Genomic DNA, 22,796 nt, shown 5'->3' with positions numbered 1-22,796 from the left:
ATGTTGTTGAAAACACTTCTCATCTTGCTAGCCCTGATTGGACTGGCCGTTCCCATCGCGGCCTCTTTGGGCTGGCTTGGCCTGATCCTGCAATGGACAGACAGCCCAATGCCTCTGCATCGCGCAATTTCAGATATGGCCTGGCAAACAAGCACCGATTTTCTGCTGGTGGCGATCCCAATGTTTGTGATGTTGGGCGAGATCCTGCTGCGGGCTGGTATCACCGAGCGGATGTACGACGGCATCGTCAAATGGCTGGGGTGGTTGCCAGGCGGCTTAATGCATTCCAACATAGGCTCTTCAGCTTTATTTGCTGCCACATCCGGATCTTCGGTTGCTACCGCCGCGACCATTGGCACCGTTGCTATCCCGCAGATCAAGAAACGTGGGTACAATGAACCGCTGTTTCTGGGTACCATCGCAGCGGGGGGGACCTTGGGAATCCTGATCCCACCGTCGATAAACCTGATCCTGTACGGCATGCTCACCAACACTTCGGTGCCCGAACTATATCTCGCAGGCTTCCTTCCCGGTTTCCTTTTGGCAACGCTGTTCATGGGCACAATTGTTGCAATGTGCATGTTACGCCCGTCCTGGGGTGGTGAGCGGCTTAGGTATACTTGGGGTGAGCGACTGCGCGCGCTACCCTCCCTGATCCCGCCAATGGGCATTTTCATGGTCGTTGTCGGGTCGATTTACGCAGGCATAGCCACCCCAACCGAAGCTGCATCACTGGGAGTTGTGGCGGCCATGGTGTTGGCGGCGATCAATGGCAAACTGAGTATCGACATGATGCGCCAAGCCATTGAGGGCACCATGCGGACCACTGCCATGATCATGCTGATTATTGTGGCAGCTGTGTTCCTGAACTTTGTCCTGTCCATCATCGGGCTGACCCAGGCCTTGACCGATTTTGTCACTGGTCTTGGTTGGTCACCAATGCAGACCATGCTGATGATCATTCTGGTGCTCGTAGTGATTGGTTGTTTCATGGAAACCCTGTCCATGCTGTTGACCATGGCACCGCTGATCACACCCATTGTGGTGGCACTTGGATTTGACCCGGTGTGGTTTGGGATCCTGCTGATGGTGCTTCTGGAAACGGCTCTCATCACACCGCCGATTGGCATTAACCTGTATGTCGTGCAGGGCCTGCGCAAAACAGGCGTGATGATGGACGTCATGAAAGGCGCGTTGCCCTTTGTGTTGACCATGTTTGTGATGCTTGGTCTGTTGCTTGTCTTCCCGGGCTTGGCGCTGTGGTTGCCGTCACTATTCTACTAGAACCAAAGGACTAAAACATGCCGTTGTCATTGGAATGGCCCAGGCTTTGTACGCTTGGGGTCGACGGATTCCTCGTGCAATTTGGAGACCGGTTGAGCGAACAAGCAAACCGCGCGGCACTGACGTTTAGGGCGGCGCTGGAGAACCAGAACTGGGATGGAATTGAAGAGACTTCCACTTCGTTAGTTTCGACCTACCTCCGGTTTGATCCGCAGTGGCAGACCCACGCAGATCTGCGCGTCATGCTCAAGGGATTACTGGCTCAACAGGACTGGTTTACAGGTGATCTTCCAACAGGGCGAAGGTTGTGGCGGGTCCCAACGGTGTATGGAACTACACTGGCCCCACAATTGGATGAGGCCGCGCGAGTCGCCGGGATGACAGTGGACGAAGCAATTGCCTCGGTCTCACAGAGCCGCGTTCGGGTGCAGACCATTGGCTTTGCACCTGGCCAGCCTTACTTGGGCGCGTTGCCACCTGCGTGGAATATACCACGGCAAACTGCCTTGACAGATAAAGTTCCCGAAGGGGCGCTGGCAGTTGCGATCCAACAGCTAGTGCTGTTTTCCGTTACCACGCCAACAGGGTGGCGTCATATTGGACAAACCGCTTTCCGCCTTTTTCGCCCCGAGACGGAGCAACCTTTTGTGCTGCGTCCAGGTGATGAAGTTATCTTTGTATCTACATCACCTGAAACTCTGGCTCAGATGACACGAGACGCCGATGGTGGTGCAACATCCGAGGTGATCACATGAGCTGTAGCCTAATCGTACACCAGGCAGGCCAGGGGATGACCATCCAGGATCAGGGCCGCCTTGGATATTTGGAGTATGGATTGTCTCGTGGCGGTGCTGCCGATCACTTGGCCATTGCCGAGGGGGCCGCCTTGTTAGGGCAGGACAGGTGTAAGGCCACGCTGGAAATGGCGGGGTTGGGGGGCGAGTTCGAAGCAACCGAAGATATGCGGATTGCCCTGACCGGTGCCCCGATGCGGGCGAGTATTGATGGGGGGCGGATAGTCTGGAATGCCAGCCATGCGTTGCCCAAAGGTGCCAGGTTGTCGATTGGTGGGGCAGTGGCAGGTGTTTACGGATACTTACATGTTGGTGGCGGACTGGAGACAACAGTCAAACTTGGTGCGCGATCCGCCCACTTGGCGGCGGGACTTGGCTCTCCTGTTTTTGCAGATGATATTCTACCAGTGGGTTCAGATCAAAGTATCGGCCAAATCGGCATGGGGCTGGAGCCGTCGCAGAGGTTTGACGGCGGCTTGTTGCGTATTGTTCCCAGCCTGCAAACCGAGTTTTTTACGCCTGAGCAGATCCATCATTTTGAGACGACCGAATTTCGCCGTGATACCCGTGGAAACCGGATGGGTGTTCGTTTGCAAACCAAAGGCGCGGGATTTCAATCCGAAGCCGGTCTCAGTGTTGTCTCCGAAGTGATTGTTCCTGGGGATGTTCAGATTACCGGCGATGGCGCGCCTTTTGTGTTGCTAAGCGAATGTCAGACAACCGGCGGCTACCCCCGTATTGGAACGGTGCTGCCTGCGGATTTGCCGCGTGTTGCACAGGCATGCGCAGGGGCTGTTTTGCAGTTTAAGTTTGTCTCGTTGGAGGATGCCGTTGAAATCGAGAGCCGCGAACGGACGAAGCGTCAAAATCTGCGGCAAACCATCCAGCCACTGATCCGTGATCCCCGCAAAATCCCCAACCTGCTATCTTACCAACTTATCAGTGGTGTAACCGCTGGGGATGATATCGAAAAGGCATCTTAGTGACCAACCTGTCTACCTGAACGCTGACATAGGGTGACGTTTAGCCATGGGAGAGTGGCAATGTTCTGGGGCAAATTGGTTGGGTGACTTCGGTTAATGTCACTTGCAGATTTCTGGACGCTGGTTGTTTTATGTATTGCTGAGGTTCATCGGTGAGTCTGGAAGGGGTAGCTGAACCAGCGCACCACGAAATTGGATTACTTTGGCTGCAAGAGTACTGGCCGCTGTGATCGCTTCAGCAGGTGTGCGCCCTTGGATTCTACTGGCAATAAAACCCGCGTTGAATGAATCCCCTGCTGCTGTGGTGTCGACAATATTGGTGACGGATATTGGGGTGTGTATGCTGAGCTCCCCATTGGTTAATGTCGCAATTTGACCAGGACCGTTTTTGACAACAACGAGTTCCGCGCCTTGTTCGGCATAGCGCTGCGCGGTGGCGTTGGGATTGTTATCACCAAACCAACTTGCTTCATCCTCATGTGATGGTAACACAATATCGCTGACAGCGCCGGCCGCCATCACGGTTGAGGTCATCTCATTTGCGGAATGCCAAAGCCGCCTACGAAGGTTGGGGTCGAAAACCACGGATCCACCGTTGGCGCGAAAGGCTCGTAATACGTCCAGCAATCGCTCGCGATCTTGCGACGGTAAGATGGCGAGCGTAATTCCAGAAAAATAGGCAACATCAGCACCCGCAAGAGCCTGAGATAATGTATCGGCCTCTTGCGCAAGGGTGCGGGCCGCACTTTGCCCGCGCCAATAATTGAAGCTACGCTCGCCCTCGGTCAGTTGGATCATGTAGAGCCCAACAGTCAGATCTTTACGCCTGATGATATGGCCTGTGCCTATATCTGCCTGTGACAGAAAATCCATCATCTGGTCGGACAGCGAGTCGGTGCCTAGGGCAGTAAAATAGTCTACCTGATCTTCTGGTCCCAAGAGCTGACGGAGGTACCATGACGTGTTTAATGTATCGCCAGCAAACCCCATTCGGTACTCAGAAGCTTGCCCTGTCGGGGCGATTTCAACCATGCACTCGCCAATCGCGACGATACGGGTCATTGTGTGTCCTCGGTGAACCAATTGTGGTTGTCTGCCTTGATCGCTTCAATATGGATCAGAATGCGTGACAGGTGTTCCGTCATTGCCAGCTCAACCGCATCAGCATCGTTCGACGTTAAGGCGTTGAATATCCTGATATGATCATCAAGCGCCAGTTTTTGTGAGGCGGCGTTCAGCGTTAGCATGCGAACACGGTCCATGTGGGCCTTGTTTTCGTGGATCAGGTTCCAGACATATCCTACGCCAGACTGCACGCAGATTTCACGGTGAAACGCATCATCCAGAGCGTGGAACTTATCTCTGTCTTTTTCCGCTATGGCCGCCTTTTGATCTTCGATAAGCGCCGCAAGTGCTGCAAGACCGTCTGCGTCCAATGAGTCTGCGGCTGTACGGGATGTTTTCACCTCAAGTGCGGTGCGAATAAACCGAGCCCGCAAAACTGCATTTTCTGAAATCAGGCTTACAGTCGTGCTGCTTTGGGGGCGAATGTACAGAAACCCAAGCTTGGCAAGACGTTTGAATGCTTCGCGCACCGGTTGGCGGGAGACACCCATTTGCTTTGCCACCTCGGCCTCAGATATTTTTGTGCTGGGGGGCAGTTTTAATGAAAGAATTCGTTGACTTAACGCATCAAAGATCTGGTCGGCAACGCTTGGTGTCGTCGCTTGCCGAATGACTGGCAGTGGCAGGTCATCATCGTGTGTTTTAGGTGCATTTGCCACAGATTTTTTCATTCCCAGTGTTCCTCTATCTTGCATGACATTACATCTATTTAGGAAAGTCGCAACTGGGTTATTAGTTGACATGTCAATTCTGTGATCCTAGGATATCAGTTGAATTGCCTGACACAGAATGGTGTCAGGGTGTGTATTGGGAAGGGACGTTGATGGCTTTGCTGGACGAAAATCGCTTGTTTCCGACGGATCCGTCTATGCGTGATTTGGCGCGTCTACTATTCCAAAGCATAAGCCAGTTGCCGATTGTCAGCCCTCACGGTCACACCGACCCGCGTTGGTTTGCTGAAGACCGAAATTTCACCAATCCGACCGATTTGTTTGTGACACCGGACCACTATGTTTTCCGGATGTTGCATTCTCAGGGAGTAGCGCTGAGTGCCCTTGGTGTGCCGCGCGCTGACGGAGGCGCAACCGAGCAAGACAAGAGAAAAATTTGGCGGCTATTTGCAGAGAATTTCTATCTGTTCAGGGGAACACCGTCGCGTCTTTGGATCGATCACGCATTTCAAGAGGTGTTCGGTGTAACCGCGCGCTTGTCGGCAGAAACTGCGGATCTGATCTATGACCAGATTGCCGACTGTCTGAAGCAAGACACGTTTCGTCCACGTGCTTTGTTTAAGCGTTTCAATATTGAGGCTATTTCTACGACCGAAAGCGCGATTGACGACCTGCGTTGGCACAAAATGATCCGTGCTAGCGGCTGGGACGGTAAGGTTGTTACCTCGTACCGTCCTGATGCGGTTGTTGATCCTGAATTTGAGGGTTTCACCAACAACGTTCAGGTTATGGGTGAAATGACGGGTGAGGACACCACTACCTGGGTTGGCTATTTGGCTGCACATCGTAAGCGGCGCGCATTTTTCAAAGCGTTCGGCGCCACATCCAGTGATCACGGTCACCTGTCCGCACGTACAGAAGATTTACCACAAGCTGAGGCCGCTGCCTTGTTTTCCAAAGCGCTGCAAAGCAAATGCAGCCCGGACGAAGCGGATCGTTTTCGCGGCCATATGTTGACCGAAATGGCACGGATGAGCATTGATGATGGGCTGGTTCTACAAATTCACCCAGGTTCGTTTCGCAATCACTCGGCAGATATCACTGCAATGTTCGGACGAGACAAGGGGTGCGACATCCCGATGCGCACCGACTACGTCACTGCTCTGCGTCCGCTTTTGAACGCAGTTGGCGGGCGGTCAGATCTGACGATCATCGTGTTTACGTTGGACGAGACCAGCTATTCGCGTGAATTGGCGCCGCTAGCGGGGGTTTACCCCGCGCTGAAACTGGGGCCGCCCTGGTGGTTCCATGATAGTTATGAGGGCATGCTCCGGTTCCGGGAAATGGCGACAGAAACAGCAGGCTTTTACAACACTGTCGGCTTTAATGACGACACCCGCGCCTTTTGCTCGATCCCGGCTCGCCATGATGTGGCGCGCCGCGTGGATTGCTCTTTTCTCGCCACATTGGTCGCCACCGGGCGATTGCATGAGGATGAGGCATTCGAGGTCGCACAAGACCTTGCATATCGGCTTGCCAAACAAGCCTACCGGCTCTGAGAGCCATTTCCAGGGAGGAAAACAATGACTTACGTGAAAACTATAGGTGCGGCTTTGCTCGCTAGTGTTGCGATGGCCTCTGCTGCCGCAGCATCTTGCGAGATCACTCTGCGTTCATCTGACACCCATCCGGATGGGTATCCCACCGTTGCGGCGGTGAATGCGATGGGTGAGATGCTGAAAGAGCGTTCGGAGGGTCGGCTGTGCATCGAGGTGTTCCACTCTGCCCAGTTGGGTGAAGAAAAAGACACTATTGAACAGACCCAGTTTGGTGTGATCGATATGAACCGCGTCTCTTTGGGGCCATTCAACAATATCATCGAAGAAACCCAAGTGCCGTCTCTGCCCTATATTTTCCGCTCGGTTGGGCACATGAACAAGGTTATGGATGGTCCGGTTGGACAGCAGATTCTGGACGCGTTCAGCGATCATGATCTGGTGGGCTTGGCGTTTTATGACGGCGGTTCGCGCAGCTTCTACAACTCTGAAAAGCCAATTGCCTCGATTGATGATCTGGTTGGTATGAAGTTCCGCGTCATGCAGTCGGACATGTTTGTGGATATGGTCAGTGCGCTGGGTGCCAACGCGACGCCAATGCCTTATGGCGAAGTCTATTCGTCCATCCAGACAGGGGTTATTGATGGCGCAGAAAACAACTGGCCATCTTATGACAGCTCTGGTCACTTTGAAGTCGCCAAATATTACACGCTTGATCAGCACTTGATCGTGCCCGAAGTCCTGGTGATGGCAAAGTCGTCGTTTGACAAGCTAAGTGCAGAAGATCAGGCGATGGTTCGTCAGGCCGCGCGTGATTCCGTTCCTGTTATGCGGGATCTTTGGATTGCACGCGAGCAGACTTCAGAAGACCGCGTACGTGAGGCTGGTGTCCAAATCATCACTGATATCGACAAGACGCCGTTCATCGAAGCCATGGTCCCTGTCTATGAAAAATACGTCACATCGGCGGTTCTGAAAGAGATGGTCGCTGACATTCAAGCCACCAAATAAGATGATTTGGCCTGCATCTTTGGGTGCAGGTCATCCCAATTCTGAGCAAGGATGTGCGCGTGAAAGACACAATGAAATCAGTGGCCGTTACCACTGGCCTGCTGGCCCGTGTAGCGCTTTGGCTGGCAGGAGTGGGGTTGGTTGTAATGACTGCGCTGATCGCTGCACAGGTGTTCTGGCGCTATATTCTGAATGACAGCATTGTCTGGACTGAGCCCGCCTCGGTGATGATTATGGGTTGGTTCATCTTTTTGGGGGCCGCAGTTGGCATCCGCGAAGGATATCATCTGTCGTTTGATGTGATGCTTTATCTTGTGCCCGACAGGGTCAAGCTTATCCTCTATTCGATCTCGGACCTGGCGGTCGCCGGTTTTGGTATCGGTATGGTTTGGTTTGGATGGAAGCTGGCCGCCAAAACCGCCGCAAACATGTTGCCGAGCCTTGGAATTTCCGGTGCCTTTGATTTTGCCCCGCTGGTCGCAGGCGGGGTCCTGGTGGTCCTGTTCTCTCTTGAGCGTGTGGCTCGCCGGGCTGCCGGATTACCGACTGCCCGATTTGGCGAAGACGTGGTGGAGCACTAACAATGGAACTGTATGTCCTCTTTGGCACCTTTGTCTTTCTGCTTCTAATTGGCACTCCTGTGGCCTTTTGTTTGGGCGTATCCAGCTTTGCCACTATTGCCTATCTGGGGTTACCGCCAGTGGTGGTTTTCCAGCGTCTGAATTCCGGGGTGTCGGTCTTTGCTCTGATGGCAATCCCCTTCTTTATCTTTGCAGGTGACTTGATGGTACGCGGCGATATTGCCCGCCGTTTGGTTGCTTTGGCCGGTGCCTTTGTGGGGCATCTTCGTGGAGGTCTGGGCCAAGTCAATGTGCTGTCATCGGTGATGTTTGGCGGTGTGTCTGGATCAGCCGCCGCCGACGCAAGCGCGGTGGGTGGTCTGATGGTGCCGCAAATGAAAGAGCGCGGCTATGACGTTGACTATGCGGTTAATATCACCGTTGTCAGCTCGATCATCGCGCTGATGCTGCCGCCGTCGCACAACATGATCATCTATTCAATTGCCGCAGGTGGACGGATCTCGATCGCTGATCTCTTCACCGCTGGCATTGTGCCTGGCTTTCTGCTGGCGCTGACGTTGATGATTGCGGCCTGGTGGGTGGCCAAGCGCAAAGGCTATCCGGTGCAACCGTTCCAGGGATTTCGTATGATCGGCACGCTGTTTGTCTCAGCGGCTCCGGGGTTGGTGCTTGTGGCGATCATCTTTGGCGGTGTGCGGTCCGGCATTTTTACCGCCTCGGAGTCGTCGAACATCGCAGTGGTTTACGCCTTGCTGGTGACGTTCTTTGTGTACCGTAGCCTAAGCTGGAATGACTTTGTCGAGGCAACTTTGGCTGCTGTACGTACTACAGCCATGGTGTTGCTTGTGATCGGCTGCGCGGCGTCGTTTGGCTGGTTGCTGGCCTACACAAAAGTACCGGCCTCCATGGTGGCGCTCTTGCAGGGGGTGTCAGACAATCCGATCATCATTTTGCTGCTGCTCAACGTGCTGCTGCTGCTGCTGGGCACGTTTATGGACATGTCGCCGCTCATTGTGATCACCACGCCGATTTTTCTGCCTGTGGCGACCGCCTTTGGCGTCGATCCTGTGCATTTTGGCGTCATTTTGATCCTCAATCTCGGCATTGGTCTTTGCACCCCACCGGTCGGGGCGGTGCTGTTTGTTGGCTGTGCTGTGGGCCGAATTCCAGTCTGGGATGCGGTGCGGTCGATCTGGCCGTTCTACGGAGCAGCCTTTGGTACCCTGATGCTCGTCACCTACGTTCCTGCGCTGTCGCTTTGGCTGCCGTCACTGTTTCACTGAGGTCTGGTATGAAAAACCCAATTGTCCCGACTGATCCCGGCGTGAGGCGTCAGGTTTTGGCAGAAAACGCTGATCTAATGTTGGTCGCATTTCGGTTTGAGACAGGTGCCAAAGGTAAATTGCACAGCCATCCACATGTGCAGGCAACTTATGTAAAATCCGGGCGCTTTGCCTTTTCGATTGATGGGACTGAACACGATTTGGGAGCTGGCGACAGTTTGATAATCCCGTCCCAAGCCCGCCATGGGTGCGTCTGTATTGAGGCCGGCACCCTGATTGACACATTCACGCCGCGCCGCGCTGATTTCCTCTGATTTGAAAGACATAACCATGCTGAAAAGCCAAACTCGCTATGCCATTGATCCAGCCACCGCCAAGACGCTGGATACGGATCAATTGCGTGACCATTTCCATGTTGGCGGGTTATTCGCTGAAGGAGAGATCAACCTTGTTTACAGCCACTACGACCGGTTGATTCTGGGATCAGCGGTGCCCGGAAACGGTACATTGATGCTGGACCACATGCCAGAAACGGGTACCGCGTCTTTCCTCGATCGTCGCGAATTGGGTGTGTTGAATGTGGGCGGTACCGGCACTGTCAGTGTGGATGGTGAGGACCATACGCTGGAACGTGGCGAAGTGCTGTATGTCGGTATGGGCTCCGGCCCGGTAGGTTTTTCCGGGTCTGGCCGCTTCTATCTTTTGTCTGCGCCTGCACATCGCAGCTGCCCCACCAGATTGATCAGGCTGGCCGGCGCGCGTCGGGTTGAAATGGGTGCTCGCGAAACAGCGAACGAGAGGGTTATTTTGCAGTTTCTGCATCCCGAAGTTGCTGAGACTTGTCAGCTAGTAATGGGGTACACTCAGTTTGCCGAAGGATCAGTGTGGAACACGATGCCCGCCCACCTGCACGATCGCCGAATGGAAGCGTATCTGTATTTTGATGTAGGCGCGGATCAGCGAGTTTTCCACATCATGGGCGAGCCTGACCAAACCCGTCATATTGTGATGGCGAACGAAGAGGCCGTGATATCGCCCCCTTGGTCCGTGCACTGTGGTGCGGGCACTGGGGCCTATACATTCTGTTGGGCGATGGCCGGCGATAATGTCGATTTCACAGACATGGATATAGTTGCCATGGGGGATTTGCGGTGAAAAAACCGTTCTCTCTTGTTGGACGCCGCGCCCTGGTGACAGGGGCCAACACAGGTATAGGCCAAGCGATTGCCATCGGTCTTGCGCAAGCTGGTGCCTACGTCATCTGCGCTGGGCGCCGACCATCTGATGAAACCTTGCTCGAAATTGAAAAGCTTGGTGGTGCGGCCGCAAACCTGAGCGTGGATTTCAGTGATCCAATGGCCGGACAAGCCCTGTTTGCGGACCAAGAGATCGACATTCTGATCAACAACGCAGGCATTATTCGGCGAAATGATGCGGTGGAGTTCACTGAAGAAGACTGGGACGCAGTTATGGATGTTAACCTGAAGGCGCTGTTCTTTACTACGCAGGCCTTTGCCAAGGCAGTACTGGGGCGCGGCGGGAAAGGTGCAGTTGTGAACATCGCCTCTCTGCTGTCATTTCAGGGCGGTATTCGCGTACCTTCCTACACGGCGTCCAAACACGGTGTGGCGGGATTGACCAAGCTGCTGGCCAATGAATGGGCCGCAAAAGGCATCAACGTGAACGCCGTAGCCCCGGGTTATATCGCGACCAACAACACACAAGAATTGCGCGCCGATCCGGTCCGCAATCAATCCATTCTTGACCGAATTCCCGCGGGGCATTGGGGGGACCCGTCGGATATTGCAGGTGCAGCGGTTTATCTCTGCACGCCAGCTGCCGCCTATGTGCATGGCGCAGTCTTAAACGTAGATGGAGGCTGGCTTGCCCGATAACGCGTTGAAACCAATCTCGGCAACCGGAATTGTACATCTGGGGCTAGGAGCGTTCTTCCGGGCCTTTGGCTGCCTATATGTGGCTGATGCTATGGCTGCGTCGGGTGGCGATTGGGGCATTGTCGGCGTCTCGCTTCGCAGTCCAAATACGCGCGACGCACTGCGTCCTCAGGACTGGAATTATACAGCAGTTTCGTTGGCAGAAAACGACGTTGTGCCGCGCCAGATCGATGTTCTCAACGATGTTTTGGTGGCGCCAGAAGATCCCATGGCGGTGCTGGCTGCAATGATTGACCCGGCCGTGAAAATCGTGTCGCTGACAGTCACAGAAAAGGGCTATTGTCACAATTCGGCAACTGGAACGCTAAATCCTGATCATCCTGATGTGCAGCATGATTTGGGGCATGATTTGCCGATCTCTGCTGTCGGTTTTCTAGTGCGTGCGTTGCAAAGGCGACGCGCAGCAGGCATTGCTCCGTTTACAGTGCTGAGCTGCGATAACTTGCCTGAAAACGGACGTGTCGTTCGCGGCGTGGTATTGGATATGGCACGCCGGATTGATCCGGAATTGGCTGACTGGATTGCAGCCGAGGGTCGTTTCCCCTGCACCATGGTGGACCGTATAACTCCTGCCACCACTCAAGGCGATATCGTCCGTGTTGCCAGCCTCACCGGGGTGACTGATGCTGCCCCCGTAATGCATGAACCGTTTTCTCAATGGGCGATTGAGGATGATTTTGTAGGGGGGGAACGCCCCGATCTGGCGGCTGCTGGTGCGGAAATGGTGGCTGATGTCACTGCCCACGAGCATATGAAATTGCGGATGCTGAACGGGACCCATTCCGCGCTGGCCTACACAGGCTATTTGGCAGGTCATGAAACGATTGATCAGACAATTTCCGATCCGGTTTTTGCCGCCTTCGCGCGCGCGCTCTGGGCCGAGATCATCCCTGCAGTGGTCCCTCCCAATGGGATCGTCCTTGATGCCTACGCCGAAACATTGTTTGCGCGTTACGCCAACCCCGCCATTCGGCATCGGACGTGGCAAATCGCCATGGATGGCAGTCAGAAATTGCCTCAACGGTTGCTGAGTACCCTGCGCGAGAACATTGCGGCAGGCCGCCCTTCACCTTGCCTGTACCTCGCAGTGGCGGCATGGATGCGCTACGTCAGCGGTACAGATGAGACAGGGCAGCAGATTGATGTTCGCGACCCGTTAGCCGAACAATTGCGCGGTGCAGCGGCAGCCGATGACACTCCGGCCGATATCGTAGCGGCCATTTTGTCAATGCGTGAGATTTTCGACGAAGACCTTGCGGGTCAACTAAAGACACCCGTTACCCAAGCAGCACAGCTGCTCTGGGCTATGGGGGCTCGTCAATCAGCACAAGAGGTGACAGCATGATCGAAAGCTGGCGGTGGTACGGTGAATTCGACACTATCTCGCTGAGTGAGGTGGCTCAGACAGGCACGCGCGATATCGTGACAGCACTGCACGACATTCCGTACGGGGAAGTTTGGCCTGTCGACTCGATTGCCGCGCGCAAGAGGCTGATACAAAAGGCTGGGTTTGAATGGAACGTCGTAGAAAGCCTGCCGGTCCATGAACGAATAAAGCGTGGAGAGGGTGATTTGGCGCAACTGTTTGCCAATTACCGCCAGTCCATGGCCAATCTCGCCTCTGAGGGCGTGAAAACAATTTGCTACAACTTTATGCCGCTGCTGGATTGGACACGCACTGATTTGGCCGCCCCAGTTTCCAATGGTGCCACATGCCTGCGTTTTGATGCTGTAAAAATGGCCGCGTTTGAAATTCATATGCTGGGCCGCCGCGCGGCTGAGGATGATTACCCAGAAGGCGTGCGCCATCGCGCAGCGGCATGGTTCCAGCAAGCAACTGAAAATGACCGTGACGCCCTATTGGCCGCAATCATGGCAGGGCTACCAGGCGCGTTTGAACGCTATGATGTGACCGGTCTGCGCAACGCTCTAAATAGTTGCGCGGGCATGGACCGCGCAGCGCTGCGGGCAAACTACCATCGCTTTTTGCAAGAAGTTGTTCCAACAGCTGAGGAGTTGGGGATGCGTCTCTGCGTGCATCAAGATGATCCGCCTCGCGATATTCTTGGGCTGCCCCGGATCGTTTCAACCGGTGACGATTTGGATTGGGTGCTGAATGCTTATGACAGCCCGGCCAACGGAGTGACGTTCTGCGCTGGCTCGCTGGGGGCTAATCCGGCGAATGATGTGCCCGCGATCGCCGCCAAAGTTGCGAAACGCATCCATTTTGTGCACCTGCGCAATGTGCGCAAAGACCCCAATGGATCATTCGAAGAGGCTGCCCATCTGGACGGAGATACCGATATGGTCGCCTTGGTCCGTGTGATTTTGCAAGAGGAGGCACGCCGTCGAGATACTGGGCGCAGCGACCATAACATACCGTTTCGCCCCGATCACGGCCACCATATGCTGTCTGACCTGACACGCGACTTGATCCCAGGATATCCGTTGATTGGCCGATTGAAGGGTTTGGCAGAGTTGCGCGGCGTTATCCGCGCCTTGAGTAGTTAAATTATGTCTGCACCGTTGATTTTGCACCCAAATGATACCGTATCCGTTTTAACCGAACGTGCAATGGTAGGCGACGCTCCACTTGGCTTGGGTACGGCACTGGCTGGGCCTGTAGCCGCCGGTCACAAGATTGCGCGGGTTGACCTGCGAGCAGGCGCGCCTGTGGTAAAGTTTGGACAATTCATCGGGCATGCAACGCAAGACATTCCAGTGGGCGCCCATGTGCATAGCCACAATTGCGCCTTCGCGACGCCCGAGAAAGGCTACAACATCGGGTCAGCTTTGGTTACCGCTCACGCAGCGTTACCAAGCTGTATACCGTTTGATTTTCAAGGGTTTAAACGTTCCGATGGCCGTGTTGGTACTCGCAATTACATTGCGCTAGTAGCCACGGTGAATTGTTCGGCCAGCGTGATCCGTCGCGCCGCGGTTGAGATTGAGACCAGTGGGATGCTGGCGCCTTATTTGAATGTCGACGGCGTTGTTGCCCTTGCGCACGGTACAGGTTGCGGCATGGCGGGCAGTGGGTCGGGTTACGACATTCTTGAACGAGTGTTATGGGGCCATGCGACCCACCCCAATGTTGGGGCCACATTGTTTGTGGGGTTGGGCTGCGAGGTCATGCAGGTCGCGCGTATGTGCTCGCATTTTGGCGATGCGGGCACCGACCGGTTTCATACTCTGACCATCCAGGAGACGGGTGGTACACTTGCGACCATTGCATCCATCAAGGCTCATGTGGCTGACATCGCGCCTCGGGTTAACCTCGTGACACGCAGTTCACAGCCAATGAGCGCGCTGCGCGTGGCGTTGCAATGCGGTGGTTCGGATGGGTTTTCAGGGATTACGGCCAATCCTGCGCTAGGGGTCGCGAGCGATTTGATTGTGGCCCAAGGTGGGACTGCCATTCTGTCCGAAACCCCGAAATCTACGGGGCTGAACAGATATTGCTGAGTCGGGCGAATAGCGCACAGGTGGCAGAGAAACTGATAGGCCAAATCAAGTGGTGGGAAAGCTACGTTGCGCAAAACGGTGGCTCCATGGACAACAATCCCAGCCCAGGCAACAAGCAAGGTGGGATCACCACGATCCTTGAGAAATCCCTTGGTGCAGTGGCCAAAGCAGGGACAACGCCGCTGATGGCGGTCTATGACTATGCTGAGACAGTGCGTGATGAAGGTTTCGTGTTCATGGACACGCCAGGCTATGACCCTGTTTCTGTGACAGGGCAGATCGCAGGAGGGGCGCAGATTGTTGTGTTCACCACAGGCCGTGGGTCTGCGTTCGGCTCTAAGCCTGCGCCGACGATCAAACTGGCTACGTCCGATCGCCTTTTTGCCCAAGTGCCCGATGATATGGACTTGGGTACCGGAGATATCATTTCTGGCGCGATCAGCATTGCGGACAAAGGCCAGCAGATATTTGATCTGATCCGTGCGACTGCATCCGGCCAAGTGAGCAAATCCGAAGCCCTTGGGTTGGGAAACAACGAGTTTGTTCCATGGCAAATCGGCGCCGTCATGTGATTTAGACTGGCTGACTGGTTGTCATGAGAGAGAGCCATTTTCAACAAGACTGTCAGAGTGGAGGCGCGCAGCTGTGGCCTAACTCAAGTCGGATGCGACCTAACAATTGGGATGAAGTTTACTGAGCTTTGTTAAAGCCCCGGGGTTTGCATTCACAATTTTCCTCAGTCATGTTGCCAAGAGGATTTTACCTTTGAACACCACTAGTTTTAGAACGGGAACTACCAGTGTAGGGTAACTTGCGAAGTTTGTGTGTAGGATACAAAGATGACCACCAGTTTCTTTCAAAATTTCCCGCTACGCACGGGCCGAACCCATGAGATTTGTCTCCCAAATGCGCAATCATTTGCCTTTGCTTTGGGGGGGTATTTGGGCGGGGCTGTCCTTTGGATTTGTGAGGATTGGCTTGCGGGGCACATCAACCCCATAGGGTTTTCTACCTATATGGATCCGCAAAACCTGCTGCGGGTCAAAACGAAAGATCAGACAGATAGTCTGGCGGTGGCCGAAGAGGCGCTGCGATCTGGCGTGGTAAACTTGGTGGTGATTGAACTTCGCCAACCGCTTAGCTTCACTGCGGGGCGGCGGTTGCAACTGGCGGCGCAAACAGGAGAAAGCACCGGGCTGTGCATTATTCCCGAAGGTCAGGGTAACAACGCTGCGGAAACCCGCTGGCGTTGCGCCCCAGTTTTTGATCAGCAGGACTCGACTCTGCAGCGCTGGGAAATTACAAAGAACAAATCGGGAACATTGGCTGCATGGGATGTAAGGTGGGATGCGCAAACGCGTCGTATCATTGTGGTTTCCAAGGCTTCCCAGTGAACGGGTTGGACGGACACAGCCGATTGATGCGCCTTTTGCACTGATTCAACACCAAGGCAATAGTGACCGGATTTATTGCTTGAATGCACAGGCTGAACAGATGGGATTGCAGCGTGGCATGGGGTTTTCGGATGCACGCGCCTTTTGCCCCAGTCTAAGAAGCTGCCCTGCGGATCCTGAGGCTGACCGGTATTTTCTGCGAATTTTAGCTCGGTGGGCGGGGCGGTACTGTCCCTGGGTTGGCCTCGACGGGGCGGATGGCTTGGTGCTCAACATTGCAGGGTCGGCGCATTTGTTCGGCGGTGAGGCCGCGATGCTGGCTGATATGCGCCTTCGGATGGCCCGAGCAGGGATAACTGTGCGCATTGGCTTGGGTGATACGCGTGGGGCGGCTTGGGGGTTGGCACATTTTGGTAGAACCATGGCTGAGGAAGGCGCTACGCCGGAGCAGATAGCGTCACTGCCGGTTGCCGCGCTGCGACTCGAGGAAAAAACCGTGGTTGCCCTGCAGCGGCTTGGGGTGCAGCAGATTGCAGATCTGATTGCCTTGCCGCGCGCCACAGTGACGCGACGCTTTGGCAAAGAGGTCCTGCACCGATTGGATCAGGCACTGGGGGAGTTGCCTGAGGACATTTCGCCACTGCGCCCGCCCGCTCATTACGGGGTGCGCATGACACTACCCGAGCCAATTGGTTTGAGCGCGGATGTGATGGCTGGAACCGAGCGCCTGCTGGAGCAACTTTGCAGCAAGTTGAAGAAGGATGAAAAAGGCGCGCGGGTTTTGCAACTTACATTGCGTCGCGTTGATCAGGCGAGCCAGCAGGTTGAATTACGGTTGGCGCGCCCTCTGCGGGATGCCGCGCGTATTTTGCCATTATTCGAGCGTGGAGTAGGGCAGGCGGATGCGGGGTATGGAATTGATCAACTTCGTCTTGAGGCCATTGGAGTTGAACCGCTTCCGGTTCAGCAAATGAGCCATGTTGGCAATCAAAATAAGGATAGGTTGGACGATTTGATAACGCGGATAGGCACACGGATCGGGTTGGAAAACGTACAACGTTTCCTGCCCGCGGATAGCCATATCCCAGAACACAGTTTTATCATTGCGCCCGCGGCCTATTCCACCCCCGAGGGTCCCTGGTTTGCACAACGTCCGCGTCCTTTGCACCTGTTCCCGCCTGAGGCAATTGCAGGGGTTGGCAAGCGCCCCCCTGAACGGTTTCGCTGGCGTCGGATGTCATTTGCGACAGGAAAGGCAACCGGACCAGAACGGATTGCGCCTGAGTGGTGGCTTGCCGATGAAAACTGGAGCTCGGGGCTGCGTGATTACTGGAAGGTAGACACCAAACAGGGCCGCCGTTTGTGGTTGTTTTATACCCCCCAGAAACCGGGATGGTTTGTGCAGGGAGAGTTTGCATGAGCTACGCAGAACTGTGTGTCACCTCAAATTTTACTTTCCTGACAGGGGCATCTCATCCCGAGGAACTGGTCACTCGCGCTGTTGAGCTTGGCTTGGAAGCCATCGCTATTACCGATCGGAATTCTCTGGCCGGCGTGGTGCGGGCCTATTCGGCGCTTAAGGAATTGCGCCGTGACGCAGGTCCGGCTGTGCCCTTGCCCAAGCTGATTGTTGGGTGCCGTCTGGTGCTACGTGACAGTGCGGTGGATTGGATTGCCCTGCCGCAGGATCGCCCTGCCTATGCACGATTGTCGCGCCTTTTAACACTCGGAAAAAGACGGGCAGAGAAAGGGGAGTGCCACCTGGACATGCAGGATATGCTGGAGGGTTGTACAGGGATCATCCTGATTGCCTTACCGCAGAAGGGGCTTGGTGCACCAAATACAGTTCAGCATATTCAGGCGGCAGTGAACCGCTATCCTGGTCATATATTTTTGGGTGCGGCGCCTAAATATAACGGGGCTGATCAGGCGTATTTGGATTGCTGCATGGACCTTTCTCTACGCGTCGCGGCGCCAATGGTGACGGTTGGAGATGTCTTGATGCACCATGCCAAGCGCCGCCAACTGGCCGATGTGCTGACCTGTATGCGTGAACATATCACCATTGATCAAATTGGCACCCGTGCCCTGCCTAATGGGGAACGCCGTCTGAAAGGTGCAGGGGATATGGAGCGGGTTTTTCACCGGCATCCTGCCGCGCTCCGACGTACGTTGGAGATTGCGGCACGCTGTGGGTTTTGCCTGTCACAGCTTTCCTATGAATACCCGGACGAGATTTCACAAGGCGAGGCTCCACAGGCGCGATTGGCCCGGTTGGCGGCTGAAGGGCTGGTGCGTCGCTACCCTGAAGGCGCGCCAGAAAAAGCCCAGGCGCAGGTTAAAAAGGAACTGGCGCTGGTCGAGAAATTGAAGTTCCCGGCCTATTTCTTAACCGTGCATGACATCGTGCAATTTGCCAGATCGCAGGGAATTCTATGCCAGGGGCGTGGGTCCGCTGGCAATTCCATCCTGTGTTATCTCCTTGGCATCACCGATGTCAGCCCAGAGACCATCACCATGGTTGTTGAACGGTTTGTGTCAGAACATCGTGGCGAACCACCGGATATTGATGTCGATTTTGAACACGAGCGCCGTGAAGAGGTGATCCAACATATCTACAAAAAGTATGGCCGCCACCGGGCTGGTCTCTGCGCCACTGTGATTCATTTCCGCTCGCGGGCGGCGATCAACGAGGTTGGCAAGGTCATGGGGCTGTCGCAGGATGTCACCGCCAATTTGTCGGGACAGATTTGGGGGCAGTCCAATGGGGGCGCCGATCCTGAACGCATCCGCGAGCTGGGGCTGGATCTGAATAATCGCCGTCTTGCACAGACCATCCGGTTGATTGGTGAGATCATCGGTTTCCCTCGCCACCTGTCACAACACGTAGGCGGGTTCATTGTCACCAATGCGCGACTGGATGAGATGTGCCCGATTGAGAATGCCGCGATGGAGGATCGCACGGTAATTGAGTGGGACAAGGATGACATCGACAGTCTGGGCATTCTCAAGATTGATATTCTGAGCCTCGGGATGCTGACCTGTATTCGCAAAAGTTTTGATCTGATTGCTCAGAATGGCGGGGCAAACTATTCCATTGCCACGGTCCCTACAAAGGACAAAGCGACCTATGACATGTTATGTGTCGCTGATGCGATTGGGGTGTTTCAGGTCGAAAGCCGTGCGCAGATGAATTTCCTGCCCCGAATGAAACCGCGCGAGTTCTATGATTTGGTGATTGAGGTCGCCATTGTTCGTCCCGGCCCGATCCAGGGGGGCATGGTGCATCCCTATATCAACCGTCGACAAGGCAAAGAACCGGTGCATTACCCATCGCCCGAGCTGGAGCAGGTGTTAGGCAAAACCATGGGGGTGCCGCTGTTTCAGGAGCAGGCGATGCAGATTGCCGTGGTTGCCGCTGGGTTCAGCCCGGAGGAGGCGGATCGCCTGCGGCGTTCTTTGGCGACGTTTCGACGAATGGGGACAATTGGCACATTCAAGGAGCGGTTTGTGCGCGGCATGCTGGATCGTGGTTATGAACCCGATTTTGCAGACCGCTGTTTCTCTCAACTCGAAGGCTTTGCTGAATATGGCTTTCCTGAAAGCCATGCGGCGGCTTTTGCCCTGTTGGCCTATGTCTCAGCCTGGTTGAAATGCCATCATCCTGCGGTGTTTGCCTGTGCTTTGCTCAACTCCCAGCCTATGGGGTTTTATGCTCCGGCTCAGATCGTACGAGATGCCCGTGAACACCAAATCGAAGTTCGGCCAATTTGCGCCAATAATAGCGCCTGGGACAATACGCTGGAGCGCCGCGCTGATGATACATTGGCGCTGCGGCTTGGGTTCCGTCAGATCAAGGGATTTCGGGAGGAAGATGCCGTCTGGATCGTAGCGGCACGCGGCAATGGTTATCCAGATCCCGAAAGCCTTTGGTTGCGGGCTGGGTTGAAACCCGCAGCGCTGGAGCGGTTGGCCGAAGCGGATGCCTTTTGCGATATGGGGCTGGGACGGCGCAATGCACTGTGGCGGGTCAAGGCGCTGCGGGCACAAACCCCATTGCCGCTGTTTAATGATCCATTTGAAGGGGAAGGTATCCGTGAGCCTAACGTGACCCTGCCCACTATGAACCTGGGAGAAGAGGTGGTTGAGGATTACGTCGCGATGCGCCTGTCGCTGCGGGCTCACCCGATGGAATTGCTACGCCCCAATATACCCGATCTGACCACTCATGCAGCGCTGGCAACTGCACCACTTGGCCGCACCAGTGTTTGCGGGTTGGTTATCACACGTCAAAGGCCCGGTACTGCCTCTGGGGTCGTATTCCTGACGCTTGAGGATGAAACCGGTGTATCCAATGTGGTGATCTGGGCAAAGGTCTATAAGCAGTTCCGGCGCAGTGTCATGGGGGGGCGGCTTTTGCGGGTCACCGGATATTTGCAACGGGAAGGAATCGTAGTGCATCTTATTGCGCAGAATATCGAGGATCTGTCGCATCACCTTAGCGACCTTGGGCACCCAATGGACAGCGCAATTGGTATCACCTTGCCGCAAGCCGATGACGCCCCCCGACAAGCCCCGGTTAAGACAGCCCGCCATCCTCGTGAACAGGCAAAGAGGCTCTTTCCAAGTCGAGATTTCCATTGAGTGCAAAGACACGGGCGGAACGCTATTGGGCCCGCCCGTGCCTGGTGGCTTTGGGGTACTATTTTCGCCCCAGTACCCAAACAAAAAACAGCCCACCGATCAGGCCAGTCACAATGCCAATTGGCATGTCTTCCGGTGCCATAATGGTCCGCGCCACAATGTCAGCCCAAAGTAGGAAAATGGCACCAAACAGCGCCGAAGCAGGTAGCACTCTTCGATAATCGCCACCCACCAGCAAGCGCACAATATGGGGCACCATCAGGCCGACAAAGCCGATAATGCCTGAGAACGCGACCATGACCCCGGTGATCAGTGCGCCGGTCACAAACACTTCGAGGCGAAACCGCGCTACTGGAATGCCCAAGGTTGTGGCTGTTTCATCACCGATGGTCATGGCGTTCAAGTCAGGACTGCGGAGCCAGAGCCACCCACTACAAAAGGTGAGAATCACAAGCGGATAGGCCAGATGAGACCACTGCGCCAGGCCCAGACCTCCCAGCATCCAGAAGACTACTGTATGAGTGGCGCGCTGGTCGCCGAGAAAGATCAAAATATTTGCCCCAGCCATGATGATGAACGACACGGCGACACCAACTAGCACCAATCGATCTGCGCTGGCCGCGCCAGAAAACCGGGAGACCGCCAGTACCAACAAAGTCGCACTCAATGCGCCGACAAAAGCCATGAGAGGAACGGTTAGCAGACCCAGAAACAGCCCGGTGTGTAAAAGGGCCAGAATTGCGCCAAAAGCGCCGCCAGAAGAGATACCCAACAGGTGCGGATCGGCCAAAGGGTTACGTGTCACTGCCTGTAAAGAGGCCCCCACCAGCCCCAGCCCAGCCCCCACCATCACAGCCAGTAATGCGCGTGGAAAGCGGATGTCCCAAACAATTGCCGCCCGGCCCTGCGACCAATCCGGATCAATCAGGCCCGGCGACAACTTGTTCGCGATGACGCCCCAAACTGTGGTGATGGGGACAGATATTGCCCCCACTGAGACTGCGACGCTGACCGACATAAGCAGTATCAGCAAGCCGCCAATGATGACCGGGCCCAATCGCCTGTCGGGGGATAGAGAACTGGGTCTGGCCAGGCCTATGTCGGTCATCCGTCAGTGTCCCCAGAAAGATGAGGCGAGAGACTTGATCGCCTGTATGTTACGCGGGCCGGGGGTGGCTTCGACATACTCCAGCACCGTGAATCGATCGTTCTGAACAGCGTCGATCCCTGCAAAGGCCGGGTTCGACATCATGAATTCGCGTTTTTGTGCCGCTGTTACGTCACCATAATTCACGATCACCACCACTTCGGGATTGCGCTCAACCACCTCCTCCCAGGTCACCTTGGCCCAGCTTTTTTCGAAATCACTCATGATGTTGATACCGCCGGCAGCTTCGATCAAGGCGGTGGGCATGGCATAGCGACCGGCAGTAAAGGGGGCTTCTTCGCCGCTGTCGTAGACAAAGACACGCAAGGGCTCGGGGCCCTCTTTCAGCTCGCTAGTGAAGCTGTCCAGTTCGGCCTTGTATGCATCGACCAGAGCTTCTGCCTTGGCCTCGACATCAAAAATACGGCCCAGATTCAACAGATCATTATACATGTCGTCCATGCTGACCTTGGGCTTGCCGCCAATGTGAATGCAACTTTCAGTCAATTCGTAAACCTGGATACCAAATGGATCGAGTGTCTCAGGCGTGATTTCACCGCCGACTTTCATGCCATAGTTCCAGCCAGCAAAGAAGAAGTCGGCATCAGCTCCGATCAGCACTTCTTTGCTTGGATATTTGGCTGACAGCTCGGGAAGTTCCTTGATACCGGTGCGCATCTTTGCGTCCAGCGTTTTCCACCCGGAAACACCAGTGTATCCGACCATGCGGTCAGCGAGTCCAAGGACCAGCATCATTTCGGTCAGATTAACGTCATTTGAAACGGCAGCCTTTGGGGGGGTAGCAAAGGTCACATTGCGATTGCAGCTCTGGACTGTGGTATCGGCTATGGCGCTGCTGGCTGTAATAACCAGGGCTAAAGTGGAGAGTGCGGTTTTCATCGG

At 55.0% G+C, this 22,796-nt stretch carries 19 protein-coding genes and 1 pseudogene; 16 read left to right on the top strand and 4 right to left on the bottom strand.

All coding sequences use genetic code 11. The features are described 5' to 3' along the window. From GO984_RS19910 to GO984_RS19900, 3 genes are read left to right on the top strand one after another with little or no spacing between them, the layout of a single operon-like run. Positions 1-1,284: a TRAP transporter large permease gene (locus GO984_RS19910; RefSeq protein ID WP_157024327.1), complete on the top strand. Its 1,284-nt coding sequence runs from the start codon at positions 1-3 to the stop codon at positions 1,282-1,284. Between the two features lie 17 nt (positions 1,285-1,301). Continuing rightward, positions 1,302-2,039, top strand: coding sequence for a 5-oxoprolinase subunit B family protein (locus GO984_RS19905; protein ID WP_157024326.1), 738 nt, complete (start codon positions 1,302-1,304; stop codon positions 2,037-2,039). Continuing rightward, the gene (locus GO984_RS19900) at positions 2,036-3,061 is read left to right on the top strand and encodes a 5-oxoprolinase subunit C family protein (protein ID WP_157024325.1); all 1,026 of its coding nucleotides are present in this window, start codon (positions 2,036-2,038) and stop codon (positions 3,059-3,061) included. The genes GO984_RS19905 and GO984_RS19900 overlap by 4 nt, the downstream gene beginning before the upstream one ends. A gap of 129 nt (positions 3,062-3,190) precedes the next feature. On the opposite strand, the gene GO984_RS19895 is transcribed toward GO984_RS19900, so the two are convergent. Then, complete coding sequence (locus GO984_RS19895; protein ID WP_157024324.1) at positions 3,191-4,123, bottom strand: sugar kinase; 933 nt, start codon at positions 4,121-4,123, stop codon at positions 3,191-3,193. Continuing rightward, the gene (locus GO984_RS19890) at positions 4,120-4,857 is read right to left on the bottom strand and encodes a GntR family transcriptional regulator (protein WP_157024323.1); all 738 of its coding nucleotides are present in this window, start codon (positions 4,855-4,857) and stop codon (positions 4,120-4,122) included. Before GO984_RS19890 ends, GO984_RS19895 begins: the two co-directional genes overlap by 4 nt. A gap of 152 nt (positions 4,858-5,009) precedes the next feature. On the opposite strand from GO984_RS19890, the gene uxaC reads away from it, so the two are divergent. From uxaC to GO984_RS19825, 13 genes and pseudogenes are all read left to right on the top strand, one after another. Then, positions 5,010-6,416 (top strand): glucuronate isomerase, encoded by a 1,407-nt coding sequence (uxaC, locus tag GO984_RS19885; RefSeq protein WP_157024351.1) that lies wholly within the window; start codon positions 5,010-5,012, stop codon positions 6,414-6,416. A 24-nt stretch (positions 6,417-6,440) separates the two neighbouring features. Next, on the top strand, positions 6,441-7,424 hold the full coding sequence (locus GO984_RS19880) for a TRAP transporter substrate-binding protein (RefSeq protein WP_157024322.1): 984 nt from the start codon (positions 6,441-6,443) through the stop codon (positions 7,422-7,424). 71 nt (positions 7,425-7,495) lie between these two features. Further along, positions 7,496-8,005, top strand: coding sequence for a TRAP transporter small permease (locus GO984_RS19875; RefSeq protein WP_157024350.1), 510 nt, complete (start codon positions 7,496-7,498; stop codon positions 8,003-8,005). A gap of 2 nt (positions 8,006-8,007) precedes the next feature. After that, positions 8,008-9,288 carry a TRAP transporter large permease gene (locus tag GO984_RS19870; protein WP_157024321.1) on the top strand — a complete coding sequence of 427 codons (1,281 nt, stop codon included), beginning with the start codon at positions 8,008-8,010 and terminating at the stop codon, positions 9,286-9,288. A gap of 8 nt (positions 9,289-9,296) precedes the next feature. Next, positions 9,297-9,602, top strand: a complete 306-nt coding sequence (locus GO984_RS19865) for a cupin domain-containing protein (protein ID WP_157024320.1) — start codon at positions 9,297-9,299, stop codon at positions 9,600-9,602. Positions 9,603-9,618: 16 nt separating this feature from the next. Beyond that, positions 9,619-10,443 carry a 5-dehydro-4-deoxy-D-glucuronate isomerase gene (gene kduI / locus GO984_RS19860; protein WP_157024349.1) on the top strand — a complete coding sequence of 275 codons (825 nt, stop codon included), beginning with the start codon at positions 9,619-9,621 and terminating at the stop codon, positions 10,441-10,443. Beyond that, the gene (gene kduD / locus GO984_RS19855; protein ID WP_167740435.1) at positions 10,440-11,183 is read left to right on the top strand and encodes a 2-dehydro-3-deoxy-D-gluconate 5-dehydrogenase KduD; all 744 of its coding nucleotides are present in this window, start codon (positions 10,440-10,442) and stop codon (positions 11,181-11,183) included. The genes kduI and kduD overlap by 4 nt, the downstream gene beginning before the upstream one ends. Further along, positions 11,161-12,588, top strand: a complete 1,428-nt coding sequence (locus GO984_RS19850) for a mannitol dehydrogenase family protein (protein ID WP_157024319.1) — start codon at positions 11,161-11,163, stop codon at positions 12,586-12,588. The genes kduD and GO984_RS19850 overlap by 23 nt, the downstream gene beginning before the upstream one ends. Continuing rightward, positions 12,585-13,754, top strand: coding sequence for a mannonate dehydratase (uxuA, locus tag GO984_RS19845; RefSeq protein WP_157024318.1), 1,170 nt, complete (start codon positions 12,585-12,587; stop codon positions 13,752-13,754). The genes GO984_RS19850 and uxuA overlap by 4 nt, the downstream gene beginning before the upstream one ends. 3 nt (positions 13,755-13,757) lie before the next feature. Beyond that, positions 13,758-15,280: pseudogene (locus GO984_RS24020) on the top strand (UxaA family hydrolase). Between the two features lie 267 nt (positions 15,281-15,547). Continuing rightward, entirely contained in the window at positions 15,548-16,102 is a 555-nt protein-coding gene (locus tag GO984_RS19835; protein ID WP_157024317.1) for an ImuA family protein, read from the top strand. Then, positions 16,056-17,522 carry a Y-family DNA polymerase gene (locus GO984_RS19830; RefSeq protein WP_157024316.1) on the top strand — a complete coding sequence of 489 codons (1,467 nt, stop codon included), beginning with the start codon at positions 16,056-16,058 and terminating at the stop codon, positions 17,520-17,522. Before GO984_RS19835 ends, GO984_RS19830 begins: the two co-directional genes overlap by 47 nt. Beyond that, positions 17,519-20,746 (top strand): error-prone DNA polymerase, encoded by a 3,228-nt coding sequence (locus tag GO984_RS19825; protein ID WP_157024315.1) that lies wholly within the window; start codon positions 17,519-17,521, stop codon positions 20,744-20,746. Before GO984_RS19830 ends, GO984_RS19825 begins: the two co-directional genes overlap by 4 nt. A 58-nt stretch (positions 20,747-20,804) precedes the next feature. Here GO984_RS19825 and GO984_RS19820 read toward each other — a convergent pair whose 3' ends face one another. Beyond that, on the bottom strand, positions 20,805-21,854 hold the full coding sequence (locus GO984_RS19820; RefSeq protein ID WP_157024314.1) for a FecCD family ABC transporter permease: 1,050 nt from the start codon (positions 21,852-21,854) through the stop codon (positions 20,805-20,807). 3 nt (positions 21,855-21,857) lie between these two features. Beyond that, entirely contained in the window at positions 21,858-22,793 is a 936-nt protein-coding gene (locus GO984_RS19815; protein ID WP_157024313.1) for an ABC transporter substrate-binding protein, read from the bottom strand. Between the last annotated feature and the right edge of the window lie 3 nt (positions 22,794-22,796).

It is taken from the genome of Parasedimentitalea huanghaiensis (assembly GCF_009753675.1).
In the GTDB taxonomy this organism is placed as follows: Bacteria; Pseudomonadota; Alphaproteobacteria; order Rhodobacterales; family Rhodobacteraceae; genus Parasedimentitalea; species Parasedimentitalea huanghaiensis.
This window is presented reverse-complemented; position numbering and strand designations above follow the sequence as displayed.

Bases quoted from the DNA above. Each gene is read 5' to 3' on its own strand.
- GO984_RS19900 (WP_157024325.1), top strand. From the start codon at position 2,036: ATGAGCTGTAGCCTAATCGTACACCAGGCAGGCCAGGGGATGACCATC.
- GO984_RS19905 (WP_157024326.1), top strand. From the start codon at position 1,302: ATGCCGTTGTCATTGGAATGGCCCAGGCTTTGTACGCTTGGGGTCGAC.
- uxaC (WP_157024351.1), top strand. From the start codon at position 5,010: ATGGCTTTGCTGGACGAAAATCGCTTGTTTCCGACGGATCCGTCTATG.
- GO984_RS19865 (WP_157024320.1), top strand. From the start codon at position 9,297: ATGAAAAACCCAATTGTCCCGACTGATCCCGGCGTGAGGCGTCAGGTT.
- GO984_RS19815 (WP_157024313.1), bottom strand. From the start codon at position 22,793: ATGAAAACCGCACTCTCCACTTTAGCCCTGGTTATTACAGCCAGCAGC.
- GO984_RS19870 (WP_157024321.1), top strand. From the start codon at position 8,008: ATGGAACTGTATGTCCTCTTTGGCACCTTTGTCTTTCTGCTTCTAATT.
- GO984_RS19890 (WP_157024323.1), bottom strand. From the start codon at position 4,857: ATGAAAAAATCTGTGGCAAATGCACCTAAAACACACGATGATGACCTG.
- uxuA (WP_157024318.1), top strand. From the start codon at position 12,585: ATGATCGAAAGCTGGCGGTGGTACGGTGAATTCGACACTATCTCGCTG.
- GO984_RS19910 (WP_157024327.1), top strand. From the start codon at position 1: ATGTTGTTGAAAACACTTCTCATCTTGCTAGCCCTGATTGGACTGGCC.
- GO984_RS19820 (WP_157024314.1), bottom strand. From the start codon at position 21,854: ATGACCGACATAGGCCTGGCCAGACCCAGTTCTCTATCCCCCGACAGG.
- GO984_RS19880 (WP_157024322.1), top strand. From the start codon at position 6,441: ATGACTTACGTGAAAACTATAGGTGCGGCTTTGCTCGCTAGTGTTGCG.
- GO984_RS19850 (WP_157024319.1), top strand. From the start codon at position 11,161: ATGGAGGCTGGCTTGCCCGATAACGCGTTGAAACCAATCTCGGCAACC.
- GO984_RS19875 (WP_157024350.1), top strand. From the start codon at position 7,496: ATGAAATCAGTGGCCGTTACCACTGGCCTGCTGGCCCGTGTAGCGCTT.
- GO984_RS19830 (WP_157024316.1), top strand. From the start codon at position 16,056: ATGCGCAAACGCGTCGTATCATTGTGGTTTCCAAGGCTTCCCAGTGAA.
- GO984_RS19895 (WP_157024324.1), bottom strand. From the start codon at position 4,123: ATGACCCGTATCGTCGCGATTGGCGAGTGCATGGTTGAAATCGCCCCG.
- kduI (WP_157024349.1), top strand. From the start codon at position 9,619: ATGCTGAAAAGCCAAACTCGCTATGCCATTGATCCAGCCACCGCCAAG.
- GO984_RS19835 (WP_157024317.1), top strand. From the start codon at position 15,548: ATGACCACCAGTTTCTTTCAAAATTTCCCGCTACGCACGGGCCGAACC.
- GO984_RS19825 (WP_157024315.1), top strand. From the start codon at position 17,519: ATGAGCTACGCAGAACTGTGTGTCACCTCAAATTTTACTTTCCTGACA.